This window comes from Streptomyces sp. NBC_01669 (genome assembly GCF_026339735.1).
GTDB lineage: Bacteria > Actinomycetota > Actinomycetes > Streptomycetales > Streptomycetaceae > Streptomyces > Streptomyces yanii.
On the sequence record NZ_JAPEQG010000002.1, the window covers coordinates 217,051 to 229,756 of the forward strand.

11 protein-coding genes are annotated in these 12,706 nt (G+C 69.9%); 5 read left to right on the top strand and 6 right to left on the bottom strand.

Going from position 1 to position 12,706, the window contains the following annotated elements; all coding sequences use genetic code 11:
- Positions 1–2: 2 nt before the first annotated feature.
- From OG972_RS41705 to OG972_RS41720, 4 genes are all read left to right on the top strand, one after another.
- A complete protein-coding gene (locus OG972_RS41705; protein WP_266991439.1) occupies positions 3–914 on the top strand; it encodes a carbohydrate ABC transporter permease in 912 nt (303 codons plus the stop codon).
- On the top strand, positions 911–1,753 hold the full coding sequence (locus OG972_RS41710) for a carbohydrate ABC transporter permease (protein WP_266991440.1): 843 nt from the start codon (positions 911–913) through the stop codon (positions 1,751–1,753). Before OG972_RS41705 ends, OG972_RS41710 begins: the two co-directional genes overlap by 4 nt.
- A 144-nt stretch (positions 1,754–1,897) precedes the next feature.
- On the top strand, positions 1,898–2,239 hold the full coding sequence (locus OG972_RS41715; RefSeq protein WP_266991442.1) for an L-rhamnose mutarotase: 342 nt from the start codon (positions 1,898–1,900) through the stop codon (positions 2,237–2,239).
- 277 nt (positions 2,240–2,516) lie between these two features.
- Entirely contained in the window at positions 2,517–5,216 is a 2,700-nt protein-coding gene (locus OG972_RS41720) for a right-handed parallel beta-helix repeat-containing protein (protein ID WP_266991444.1), read from the top strand.
- Positions 5,217–5,279: 63 nt separating this feature from the next.
- Here OG972_RS41720 and OG972_RS41725 read toward each other — a convergent pair whose 3' ends face one another.
- Positions 5,280–6,029, bottom strand: a complete 750-nt coding sequence (locus tag OG972_RS41725; RefSeq protein WP_266991446.1) for a FadR/GntR family transcriptional regulator — start codon at positions 6,027–6,029, stop codon at positions 5,280–5,282.
- Between the two features lie 510 nt (positions 6,030–6,539).
- Here OG972_RS41725 and OG972_RS41730 point away from each other — a divergent pair.
- The gene (locus OG972_RS41730; RefSeq protein ID WP_266991448.1) at positions 6,540–7,199 is read left to right on the top strand and encodes a ThuA domain-containing protein; all 660 of its coding nucleotides are present in this window, start codon (positions 6,540–6,542) and stop codon (positions 7,197–7,199) included.
- A gap of 83 nt (positions 7,200–7,282) precedes the next feature.
- On the opposite strand, the gene OG972_RS41735 is transcribed toward OG972_RS41730, so the two are convergent.
- The 5 genes from OG972_RS41735 to OG972_RS41755 all read right to left on the bottom strand — a co-directional run bounded on the left by OG972_RS41735 (position 7,283) and on the right by OG972_RS41755 (position 12,683).
- Positions 7,283–8,323 carry a LacI family DNA-binding transcriptional regulator gene (locus OG972_RS41735; RefSeq protein WP_266991450.1) on the bottom strand — a complete coding sequence of 347 codons (1,041 nt, stop codon included), beginning with the start codon at positions 8,321–8,323 and terminating at the stop codon, positions 7,283–7,285.
- A gap of 74 nt (positions 8,324–8,397) precedes the next feature.
- Positions 8,398–9,570 carry a fumarylacetoacetate hydrolase family protein gene (locus OG972_RS41740; protein ID WP_266991452.1) on the bottom strand — a complete coding sequence of 391 codons (1,173 nt, stop codon included), beginning with the start codon at positions 9,568–9,570 and terminating at the stop codon, positions 8,398–8,400.
- Between the two features lie 10 nt (positions 9,571–9,580).
- Complete coding sequence (locus OG972_RS41745; RefSeq protein WP_266991454.1) at positions 9,581–10,384, bottom strand: enoyl-CoA hydratase/isomerase family protein; 804 nt, start codon at positions 10,382–10,384, stop codon at positions 9,581–9,583.
- A complete protein-coding gene (locus OG972_RS41750; protein ID WP_266991456.1) occupies positions 10,381–11,478 on the bottom strand; it encodes an extracellular solute-binding protein in 1,098 nt (365 codons plus the stop codon). Before OG972_RS41750 ends, OG972_RS41745 begins: the two co-directional genes overlap by 4 nt.
- Positions 11,475–12,683 carry a CaiB/BaiF CoA-transferase family protein gene (locus OG972_RS41755; RefSeq protein ID WP_266991458.1) on the bottom strand — a complete coding sequence of 403 codons (1,209 nt, stop codon included), beginning with the start codon at positions 12,681–12,683 and terminating at the stop codon, positions 11,475–11,477. The genes OG972_RS41750 and OG972_RS41755 overlap by 4 nt, the downstream gene beginning before the upstream one ends.
- Between the last annotated feature and the right edge of the window lie 23 nt (positions 12,684–12,706).

The following is a 12,706-nucleotide window of genomic DNA, read 5'->3' on the forward strand; positions in this document are numbered from 1 at the left end:
CCATGGCACGCACACTCCCCTCGAAGCAGCGGCGATGGCGCAACGCGGGCGTCAGTATCAGCATGGTCGTCCCCGCGGTGCTGATCTACGCCGCACTCCTGGTCGTACCGGTGATCTACGCGTTCTACTACAGCTTCACCGAGTACAACGGATTCCCCACCCGCGTCCCCGAGTTCATCGGGCTGGACAACTACCGCACCATCTTCGGTTCCGACGACATGACGGGCACCATGGTGATCACCGCCGTGGTGGCCGTGGTGGGCGCGGTCGCCGTCAACGTCGCGGCGCTCGGCCTCGCGCTGCTGCTGAAGCGCACCAACCGGTTCAACACCTTCGGCCGGGTGGTCATGTTCTACCCGCATGTCCTGAGCGCGCTGGTCGTCGGCTTCCTGTGGCAGGCGATCCTCGGGCCCCAGGGTGTGGTCAACACCATGCTGGAGAAGGTCGGAACCGACAGCCTGCCCTTCCTCAGCGACCCCGACTGGGCCCTGTGGTCGATGATCCTCGTCATCGTCTGGTCCCTGTTCGGCGTGCAGTTGATCCTGTATCTGGCGGGGCTCCAGGCCGTGCCGGAGGATCTGCTGGAGGCGGCGAAGCTCGACGGAGCCGGCCGGTGGCAGACCTTCCGTGCCGTCACCTGGCCATCGCTGGCTTCCACGGTGACGGTCGCCGTCATCACCTCGGGCATCTCGCTGCTGAAGACGTACGACGTCGTCGTGTCGCTGACCGGGGGCGGTCCCGCGGGATCGACCAAGACCCTCGCCTACTCGATCCTCGCGGTCTCGTTCCCCCAGCGGAACATCGGCCTGGCATCGGCCCAGGCCGTGCTGCTGATCCTCGCGGCCGCGGTCCTGTCCCTCACGGTCCTCTTCCTGCGCAGGCGCGCCGAGAACGACGCGGAGTCCATCGGATGAAGAAGACACTCACTTCGGCCGCCGCCCTGCGCGTCGCGTTCGTCACCCTGGCGTCCCTCGGCATGCTCGTGCCGATGTACCTCCTGGTGGTCAACGCCTTCAAGAGTCAGCGGGAGATCCTCAGCAACCCGTTCACCCTGGACCTCGGCACCGCGACGTTCCAGCACCTCGCGGACGCGTGGAACAACCCCGACTTCAGCATTCTCAAGGGCTACGGCACCACGCTCGCGCTGGTGCTCTGCGTGAACGCGCTGGCCATGGTGGTGTGCGCGCCCGCGGCCTACGTACTGGCCCGCACACCGAAGCTGATCTCCCGGCTGCTGCTGTTCTTCTTCATCGCGGGGATGTTCATCCCGACCCAGGTGATCCTGGTGCCGGTCATCTTCGTGCTTCGCGCCGTGGGACTGATGGGCACGATGCCCGGCCTCATCCTCTTCATGACAGCCACCACCATCCCGTTCACGCTGTTCGTCTTCTTCGGCTACATCCGCGTGCTGCCCCGGTCGCTGGACGAGGCCGCGGCCATCGACGGGGCCGGCAAGTACTACACGCTGTGGCGGATCATCGTGCCGCTGATGCGGCCGATCATCGCCACCGTGTTCATCCTGAACTCCCTGAGCGTGTGGAACGACTTCGCCAGTCCGCAGATGATCCTCGGCCCCGGCAGTGACGTCTACACCGTCACCACCGGTGTGTACGCCGCCGTCGGCCAGTACTCGACGGACTACACCAAGGTGTTCCCGACCCTGCTGCTCGCCGTGATCCCCATTCTGGTGATCTTCGTCGTGATGCAACGTCACGTCATGAGCGGCCTCGCGGCAGGAGCCGTGAAGGGCTGATCCCCGATGGCGGGGCCGGCCGGACATCTCCCGGCCGGCCCGCCCGTCCCTCTCCTCCCCCAGACCCGACCGGCCCGGCCCTTCCGCCCGGCCGGCAAAGGCCGTTGGCGGGCCGACCGGCCCGCGTCATGAAGGAGCCCCGCCATGCCCGCCCCCCGTACCCCGCGCCGTGTCGCGTCCGTGATCCGTCTGCGTCCGGAACAGGAAGAGAAATACCGGGAGTTGCACCGGTCGGTCCCGCAGCCGGTCCTGGACACCCTGTCCCGCGCCCACATCACCTCGTACTCCATCTTCCTGCGCGACCACACACTGTTCGCCTACTACGAGTACACCGGCGACGACTACGACGCCGACATGGCCGCCGTCGCCGCCGACCCGGAGACCCAGCGGTGGTGGACCCTCACCGATCCCTGCCAGCAGCCGCTCGGCTCGGCGGAGCCCGGGGAGCGCTGGGTGGACGCGGAGGAGGTCTTCCATCTGGACTGACCCACCGTCCGCCGACTCCGCCCGGCCACCTCCCACCGCCGCGTCCCCTCGCGCCCGCTCTCCGGCGCCCGGTTCTGTCGTGACGCTTGTGCGGGGTCAACGGGAGTCATAGTCTGCACATGTCATACATGTTCTGTTTGCCTGCGGCGCTGACCCAGGCGGCACAGGGGCTGTCGGACGCCCCCTCCGGCGTCCGCTCACGGACGCCGGGACGCCTCGAAGCGGACCGGATGTCGCGGCCGGGACGGAATCACGGAATCCAACGAAAGGCTCCTCCATGTCGAGAACCGGGAGACGACCGGCGCGGACCCTACTGGCCTCCGTCGCCCTGGCGCTGGTGACGAGCGCCGGCGTGCCGGCGGCCGGCACCGCGTCGGCCACGCCGTCCGGCCAGGCGGCCTCCTCCGGGGCCCTCACGGTATACGTGTCGGCCTCGGACGGCGACGACGGAAACAGCGGGGGCCGCGATGCCCCTCTGCGGACGATCACGGCGGCGCGGGACGCACTGGCCGGCCGCACCTCCCCCGGGGCGCGGGGCACGGTGTACATCCGGGGCGGGACGTACGTCCTCGACGACACCATCCGGCTCAGCGGCAAGGAGAACTCATGGGTGACGTACGCCGCGTACCGCGATGAGACGGTCACGCTGACCGGGTCGCACGAACTTCCGGCGGACGGGTGGCAGAGGCTCACCGACATCTCGGACGACACGCTCGCCGAGCCCCGGTACTCCTCCAACACCCGCCTGAACACACCGGAACTGCGTGACGGTGTGTGGGTGTTCGACCTCGGCGCGCACGGGATCGACCCGGGCACGCTCTACAAGAACGGCTTCAACTGGGTCCAGCAGCCGTTCGCTCCGGAACTCGTCGTCGACGGCGGCACCCAGACCCTGGCCGAGTACCCGGACGGCAACTCGTGCACCACCACGGAGACCGCCTGCCACCTGTGGGGGACGGGAGCCAAGTGGAAGGCCGACGGCCCCCGGGACCTGATGAACGTGGATCTGGACGCCCGCTTCGGGCCGGAGAGCGCCTGGAACAGCTCCGGCACGACGCCCCGCGCCCAGTTCGAGGACAAGAAGCAGCTCCTCCCCGACACCGGGCAGCGGGACACCTGGAGCCCGGAGGAGATGCGGCGCATGACCCCGTCCGTCTTCACGGTCGGCGGCCGCGCCGCCAGTGGCGACCGCTACCGGAACTGGGCACCCGAGGCGGTGCCCGCGGTGGATGATCCGGGCACCCGCGGATTCGGCGAGTACTCCGACGTACCGGTCCAGCTGGATCCGCGCTGGATCGAGGACATCGACAACACCAAGTCCGAGACGGAGGGCTGGCTCTCGGGCTACCTCGGCAACAACTACGCCAACGACATGTTGCGCATCCTGTCGTGGAGCGGCGACAAGCTGTACACGAAGTACCCCTCCATGTACATCCCGCAGGACTCCTGGACCAAGGTCAAGGTGCTCAACGTCCTGTCGGAGATGGACACGGCCGGCGAGTACTACATCGACCGCTACCACGACAACGACGTCCTCTACTACCGGCCCCAGAACGGCACGATCGAGGGGAGGACCACCACGCTGCAGACGTTCGACAAGAACTTCATGCTGCTCGACGGCACCCGGGGCGTGACGGTCCGGGGCCTGGCCATGACCGGGTCGCTGATCAGCGGCGTGCAGTTGCTGGACGCCGTCGGGACCCTCATCGACGGGGTCGACATCTCCAATGTGAGCATGGACGCGATCCGGATCGGGCGTACGACGGACACGATCACCAGCATGCCGGACTACGAGACCGTGCAGGGCGGGCACGACAACGTCGTGCAGAACTCCTACCTCCACGATCTCGGCGGCGGAGGCGTACTGCTCGGCGGCGGGGACCGCGCCACGCTCGAACGCGGAAACAACGTCGCCCGCCACAACGAGATCACACGTTTCTCCAAACTCGCCACGTACACCCCGGCCGGCTACATGTACGGCGTGGGGAACACGTTCGAGTACAACTACGTCCACGACGCACCGCACATGGCCGTGCAGATCATGGGCAACGACATGCGCGTCAACCACAACCACTTCTACGACGTGGTGAAGAACGCGGGCGACATGGGGGTCGTCTACGCCGGGCGGGACTTCACCTACCTCGGCAACGAGATCGCCTACAACCACTTCGAGAAGATCGGGGGTTCCAACGACGCCCTGTACATGGACGACGGCGCGACCGGAGTCCGCTTCCACCACAATGTCGTGAGCGACGCGAAGTCCGGCGTCAACTTCAACTCCGGCCACAGCAACACCGCGAACGACAACGTGTTCATCGGGGTGGACCACGTGGGCCACGGCGGCATCTACCACAAGAACGGCGAGACGCGCCTTCCGCCGGCCAACAGCTGGGTGCTGGAGAGCCGTTACAACACGTTCCTCGACGTCCGCGAGGGCGAGAAGTACAGCGCGACCCCCCGGACCGTCGCCGCCTGGCACGCGCACTACACGAACGGGAAGCAGAAGTACTCCGACGGAAAGCCGATCACGTATCCGGAGATCACCGACTGGTACGTGCCACGCGTGACCGCGACGGGCGAGGAGTGCACGGCCGCCGTCTACACCACGTCCGGGACCAACGGCTGCAGCCGCGCGTCGGTGTGGGAGGATCCCGACTCGGTCTGGGTGCCGTCGCGGGTCGAGATCGACCACGCGGTGATCGTCGGCTGCTGCGGCTTCATCGAGACGAAGGCCGACTTCGCCGAGCCGGCATCGCAGTACAGCCTGTCGCGGTGGAGCAACCGGGTCAACACCAACCCCGTCCTGGCCGCCTCGGTGGCGGAGACCGGCCTCGACCTCGGCACGCTCAGGTTCTCGGCCTCCGGCTCGGTGGCGCGGTCGTACGGGGCCGCGTGGGTCCGGGAGTGGAACCGCAGCGTCACGACGCAGGGCATCGGCCGCCCGGCGAACCGCGACACGGACGCCGTCCACCGGTAGCCGCCGGGTGACACCGTCTCCTCGCGCCGGGGCATCCACCGCACACGGATGCCCCGGCGTACGTCACGCGCCGGACGTGTCGAGTGGTCGCCGGCGCTCCCAGGAGGACGTGATGTGGTCCCGCATCGCCTCGGCCGCCTCGTCGGCGTCCTGGGCGAGCAGGGCGGCCGCAATCCGTGCGTGCGCCTCGTGCGTCAGCTCGATGTGCTCACGCGTGGGATCGCCGCTGTACTGGGGGTAGCGCACGGCCTTGCCCTGGATGCTCGACACGATGGCCCGCCCGAACGCGTCCCGCGACGCACGGTGGATGATCTCGTGGAACTCGATGTCGGCGCGGGAGTAGGCCTCCGGGTCGCCTCGCAGAGCCGCGAGTTCGTCGAGCTTGGCCGAGAGCGCCGCCGCCTGCGTGTCGTCCATGAGACGGGCGGCGCGGGCGGACATGGCGCACTCAAGGGTCGTCCGGATCTCGATCAGGTTGTCGAGGAAGACCAGCCGGTCCTTCCGCTGGAAGAGCGCGTCGAGGATCAGGGGGTCGAGCAGACTCCACTGCTCCTGATCGAGCACGACCGTCCCCCATCCCTGGCGCGTCGCGACGAGGCCCTTCTCGGAGAGGGCCATGGTCGCCTCGCGGATGACGGTGCGGCTCACCTCGTACTGTTCACACAGGACGCCCGCCGAGGGAAGTGCCGTTCCGGGCGGGTACTCGCCGAGCACGATGGCCGTCGCCAGGCTCTGCACGACGGCGGCGGCGAGGGGAGGCCGACGCCGTTGACGGGGGGACACGGCAACGGCGTCCGCGGATGGGTTACTCATCTGGTCAGCGACTCCCAATGTGTGCAGGTGTGCCCGGTCCCCACTGTCCGAGGGCTCAAGGCTAGCGGAACATGCTAAGGTCATCACTCGTATCATAAGTGATGACCAAGGTTTCCGGTCACGCCACCGCCCCGGAGGCGAGAGCACGCCCGGGGCCGGACCGGCCGCCCGCGAAAGGCACTTCGGGCATGCCCGGTCAGGGCTCCGGGGGCAGGATTCGCCCGTCACCACCGTGCGACACGCTTCAACCGAAGGCGGGGTGCGACGCATGTCACTGGGTTCCGGTCCACGGCCACGACGGGAACAGCGGGCCAAGGAGCGAACGAAGCCTGACCACCGGAAAGCTCGGAGCGCTTCGCGCCAGGTTACTCCCCGGTCCTTAATTCGCACTCAGGGACGGGGAGTTGAGGGAGCCGGCAGCAATCGACCGGGCGCGGTTCCGCCCGGCAGCGGCCGAGCGGAACCACCACAGCCGCAGGGACAACCGACACCGTACGGAGGCAATCCGAAGTGAGTCAGCGCAACGCCCTGGTGGTACGCGGCGGCTGGGAGGGGCACGACCCGGTCGGATGCACCCGGATGTTCATTCCCCGGCTCGAACGCGCGGGGTTCGACGTATCCGTCGCCGAGGACCTCTCGGTGTACGAGGATGCGGACCTGCTCGCCGCCACCGACCTCGTCGTCCACTCATGGTCCGGGGGCGAACTGACGCCCCTTCAGGAGAACACGCTCGTCTCGGCCGTGGAGGCGGGAACGGGTTTCGCCGGCTGGCACGGCGGCGTCATCGGAACGAATGTCGCCGCCGCTCGCTATCTGCGCATGGTGGGGGGACGGTTCCTGTGGCACCCGGACGGGTTCCAGGACTTCACCGTCCGCATCACGGCCCTGCCGGAGCGGGACGGCGAGATCACCCAGGGCATCGAGGACTTCGACGTCCTCACCGAGCACTACTGGGTGCTGACGGACACTCTGAACACGGTGCTGGCCACCTCGGTGCTCTCCCCCGACGGCGGCCAGTGGGACGAGCCGGTCGAGTTCCCCGTCGTGTGGACGCGCCGCTGGGGAGCCGGCCGGGTCTTCGTCTGCACCCTCGGCCACCGCGTCGCGGACCTGGAGGTGCCGCAGACCGCGAAGATGGTCGAACGGGGCCTGGTCTGGGCAGCACGCTGAGGCCCGGGGGCGGCCGCTCGCCGGTGCGCCGGCCGCCCCCGGGCCTCAGCGGGATCCGCCCCGGCCCGGGCGGCGCCCCTGCGTCAGGAGCTTGCGCGGGCGACGACCCGGTAGCCCACGTCGCGGTGCGGAACGCCGACCGGGGTGCCGCGCATCCTCTCCAGCAGCAACTCGGCCCCCAGCTCGCCGATGAGGGTGCCGGGCACCGCCACCGTGGTGAGCGAGGGGACGAGGTGCCGGGCCAGCTCGAAGTCGCCGAACCCTGCCAGGGCCAGCGTGCCGGGGACGTCGATCCCCCGGCGCACGCACGCCTGCAGGGCGCCGGCGGCGAAGACGTCGCTGGAGAACATCACGGCGTCGGAGTCCGGATGCCGTTCCAGCACAAGGTCCAGGAGCGTGACGCCGGTGTCCATGGTGACCGGCTCCGGTCCCGCGTCCACCGTGCGGGGAGCAGTCCCCAGCAGCTCACGGACAGCGGTCGCGTAGCCGTCGAGCCGCTCGGCGGCCCGGGGGTCGCCGGAGGTGTGCCGCCCGGCGAACGTGATCCTGCGCCGGCCCCGCTCGACGAGGTGCCCGACCATCGCGGCGGCCGCCGCCGCGTTGGAGAAGCCGACCAGCAGGTCCACCGGATCGTCCGACCAGCCCCAGGTCTCCACGACGGGCACTCCCGCGGCGGCCAGCAGGGCACGGGTTCCGGGGGTGTGGTCGGTTCCCACCATGAGCAGTCCGTCCGGCCGCCGGCCGAGGAAACTCCGCAGCACGTCCTCCTCGTGCTCCGGCCGGTAGTCGGTCGTGCCGACGAAGATCTGGTAGCCGTGGGCCGCCAGGGCGGTCGAGAAGGCGTGAACGGTGTCCGCGAAGACCGACGCGTTGATCTGCGGGACCAGGACACCGACCGTGCGGCTGCGGTTCGACGCCAGGTTGCTGGCGGCGAGGTTGGGCACGTAGCCGGTCGCCGCGATGGCCGCTTCGACGTTGGCCCGGGTCTCGTCCGGCACCGACCGCGGGTCGCGCACGACCCGGGAGACCGTCTGGGCGGACACCCCGGCCGCCGCCGCCACGTCCGACAGGGTCACCGAACGGGTGGCGGAACGCTTGCGTGGGCGGCGGGGTGGCTGGGTCACATCCGAGACGATATCCATTGCGCCCGCCGCCGCGCCGTCCGCCCGGCCGGTCCGGGCGGACGGCGCGCCCTGCGTCACAGCGCTCCTCGTGCGGCCAGGGAGCGCATCAGATCGGAGATTCCGAAGTTCCACGGCTCGCAGGCATCGCTCGGCCTGATCCGGCTGACGAGTGAACCGAGCCGGGGCGTGGCGATGGTGACCAGGTCTCCGTCGTGATGGGTGAAGCCCTGGCCCGGAGTGTCACGGTCCTCGACGGGGGCGAACATCGTGCCCAGGTAGAGCACCGCACCGTCGGGGTACTGGTGGTGCGGACCGATCAGCTGACCGACGAGGTCCAGTGGATCGCGGCTGATGGCGGACATGGAGGACACCGCGTCGAGTCGGTAGCCTTCCTCGCCCTCGACGGTCAGGGTCACCGCCGCCTTCCGCACGTCGTCCATCCCGAAGGTCGCGTCGAAGAGCCGCACGAACGGCCCCAGGGCGGCAGAGGCGTTGTTGTCCTTCGCCTTCGACAACAAGAGTGCCGAACGGCCCTCCACATCACGGAGGTTGACGTCGTTCCCGAGAGTCGCGCCCACGACCTTCCCTGCGGAGGAGACGACCATCACCATCTCCGGTTCGGGGTTGTTCCACCGCGAGGTGGAAAGGACCCCGGCATCGGTCGCGGTGCCGACGGCGGCCAGCACGGGGGCCTTGGTGAAGATCTCGGCGTCGGGCCCGATGCCCACCTCCAGGTACTGACTCCACATCCCCCGGGCGACCAGGAGTTCCTTCAGCGCGGCGGCCTCCGCGGAGCCGGGCCGCAGGGATGCCAGATCGTCCCCGACGAGTCCGCGTATCCGCTCGCGCACCTCGGCGGCGCCGGAGGCCTCGCCCCGCACACGTTCCTCGATCACCCGCTCCAGCATGGACACCACGAAGGTCACGCCGGCGGCCTTGACCGCCTGAAGGTCCACGGGGGCGAGCAGCCAGGGACGTGCGGGATCACGTGTCTCGGGCGGTGTGTTGGCCAGCAGTTCGTCGAGTCCGGCGAGGCACTCGCCGTCGGCCGTGCGCAACTGCGCCGCCGGGTCGGGTGTTTCGCAGAGGTCGCGGACGGTCGGGAAGGTCCCCGTCACGTCGTGCACACCGCTCTCGCGGACGGCGACGACGCAGGGACCGATGCCGGGCTGCCAGACCCGGCCGACGAGGGCCCCTTCCGTGCCGTCGTCGGGCAGGGTGGTAGCGGCGTCGGGCCACTGGGTCATGTCGTTCCTCTCAGGCTTTGCGGAAAACGGGCGGGCGCTTCTCGGCGAACGCGCGGCGGCCTTCGGCGGCGTCCTCGGTGGCGAAGCAGATGGTCTGCAGGTCCCGTTCGTAGGCGAGAGCCTGGTCCTCGGGCAGATTCCCGGCCGCCCGCAGGTTGATCTTGGCGGTCTCCGCCGCCACGGGGGCCCGGGAGGCGATGACCGCGGCAAGGGCCTGGGCCCGGTCGAGCAGTTCGCCGGGGGCGACCACCTCGCTGACCAGGTGCCACTCCAGCGCCCGTGCGGCGTCGATGCGGTCGCCGGTGAGCAGCATGAGTGCCGCGTTGCTCGGGCCGGCCGCGCGGCTGAGGAAGGCCGCCATGCCGCCGCCCCCGATCCAGCCGAGTGTGATCTCCGGTGCTCCGAAGGACGCCGTCCGTGAGGCGATCCGGATGTCGCAGGACAGGGCGGTCTCCAGCCCGCCGCCGAGGGCGTAGCCGCCGACGGCCGCGATCGTGGGCGTCCGGGCCTCGCGGATGGCGTCGCAGTAGTCGACGCGGTTGCGGAACTCCCACGGCGTGCGGTATCCGTCGAGTTCGCGGATGTCCGATCCGGCGCTGAAGGCGCGCCCGCCCGCACCGGTCAGGATCACCGCGCGGACGTCGTCCGTGGTGTCGCACCATTGCACGGCCCGGACCAGGGCGCGGGACATCTTGGGGGTCACGGCGTTCAGTTTCTCGGGCCGGTTCAGCGTGAGGGTGGCCACACGGTCGGCGACGTCGAGCAGGACGTGTCCGGTGCCGAGGTCGGGCGGGGTGCTGGTGGTATCGGTCATGCTCGTCCTACTTCCTTCGTGGTCCGGCTCGCGCGGTAGAGAGCTCGCAGCCGGCCGACTGCCGCCCGGTGGCCGGTCTCGCCGGCCAGGGCGTCCCGGACAACGGCGGAGGCGGCGCTCTGGAAGCCGATGTAGCCGGCATGGCGGGGGCGGACCCACGCCTGTTCACAGGTGGCGGTGGTCCGGCGGTAGAAGTCCGCTGCGACGATCGCCGGGTCGGTCCAGGCGGCGCGTGCGCTCGGCTGCCCGCTGTGCCGGGGCAGGAATCCGCACTGGGCGGAGGGCGACATCAGCCAGCGGATGTGGTCCAGGAGTTCCGAGGTGGGGGTGCAGCGGGAACTGACGGCGAGTCCGGTGCCGCCTAGGGTGGAGCCCGGCCGTCCCCCCGGTCGGGCGGCCGGGGCGTCGGTGAACGTCAGCCGGTCCGCGTAGGTGACGTAGCCGTACACCAGCGGGCAGTGCGCCAGGCGGTCGGTGCCCGCCATCAGCTCCAGCAGCCCGATCGGGTTGAGAGTGCGCGTACGGGCGGGTGCGCGGGCGTCGATCCCGGCCATGAGGTCCAGGACGGCGCGTCCCGTCGTGTCGCTGATCAGTTCACCGGGGTCGGCGGCCGGTTCCTCGCCGAGGGCGACCGCGACGGAGGCGAAGGTGAGGAAGGCGTGCGGTCCGGCGAGCGACAGGGCCACCGGCGCGCGGCTCGCGAGGCCGAGCACCTCCTCCCAGGTGGTGGGCGGCTCCCCGGCAAGATCGGTGCGGGTCGCGGAGACCTGGGTGGCCGCGTCCAGGGGCAGGGCCCACTGACTGCCGTCCATCGCGTACGAGCGCATGGTGGGTCCGATCGAGCCGGCGCGCCAGCCGTCCAGTTCCTCCCTGCCGAAGAGATCGTCCAGCGGGCGGAGGCAGCCCGAGGCGAGTGCCTCGCCGAGGTGCGGATGGTCCAGCACGACGAGGTCGTAGCGGGCACAGAGCTCGTCGACGGGATGGGACTCGAAACCCTCCAGCGGCTGGACGGACCAGTGCACGAGGTCGCCGGCCGCCGCGGCGAGGGCGTCGTGGCCGCGCGGGTGGTCCCAGGTCAGTCCGGCGTAGGTCACTGGGTCTCCGTCACGGTGCCGGAGGCGAACAGCGCCTCGATCTCCTCCTGGCCGAGGCCCGCTTCGGCCAGGATCTCGCGCGAGTGCTGGCCGGTGAGCGGGGCGCCGCGGTCGATACGGGGCGGCGTGGCGGAGAACTTGTAAGGGAACCCGGGCACCTTCACACGGCCCTCGGTGGGGTGGTCGTAGGTGACGAAGGTGCCGTTGTGGCGGATCTGCGGGTCGTCGACCAGGTCCGCGTAGCCGTAGACCGGTCCGGCCCATACGCCCGCGGTCTCGAAGACGTCGAGCCAGTGGCGCGATGTACGGGTACGGAGCCGGGACGCGGTGCGCGAGAAGAGCTCGTCGCGGTGGGTCCAGCCGTGCTCCTCGTCCTCCATGGACAGGAAGCTGTCCTCGCCGAGGAGTTCGCCGAGTGTCTTCAGCGGCGGGAAGGCGAGGACGATGTAGCCGTCGGCGGTCTCGAACGCACCGTAGGGTGCGCGGATGTAGACATGTGCGTGCGGTTCGCCGGAGCGGTTCTGCGCCAGGCCGCCCACGGTGTGCACCGACAGTTCCTGCATCTGGAGTGTGGTGACGGCGTCCAGCATGTTCACCGTCACGAGCTGTCCCTCACCGGTGCGTTCGCGGTGCAGCAGCGCGGCGAGCACCCCCTCGAAGGCGGTGGACGCGGTGACGGCGTCCACGAGGTACTGGCCCGCGGCCTGCGGTGCCTCGCCGGCGCGGCCCGCGGAGAGCATGGCACCGGACATCGCCTGGAGCAGCAGGTCCTGCCCGGGGCGCTGGGCGTAGGGACCGTCCTCGCCGTAGCCGGAGATGGAGACGTACACGAGCGACGGGTTGATCTCCGCCAGCGAGGAGTAGTCGACGCCGAGGCGGTCGGCGACGCCGGGGCGGTAGTTCTGCAGGAAGACGTCGGCGTCGGCCACGAGCCGGCGGAGCACCTCTTTGCCGTCCGGGTCCTTGAGGTCGACGGCGAGGGAGCGCTTGTTGCGGTTCAGCGAGAGGAAGGAGACGTTGATCCGGTTCCCGCCCGCGCCTCCCGCGGCTGCATGACGCTGCCACTCCCCGGTGACCGGCTCGACCTTGACCACGTCGGCCCCGAGGTCGCCGAGCCGCTGGGCCGCGAACGGGCCGGCCATGGCGATGGAGCAGTCGAGAACCCGGTACCCGGTGAGTATCCCGGGCTTGTCAGGCGTCGTCATGGGACTCCTTGAAAGGGGAGGGA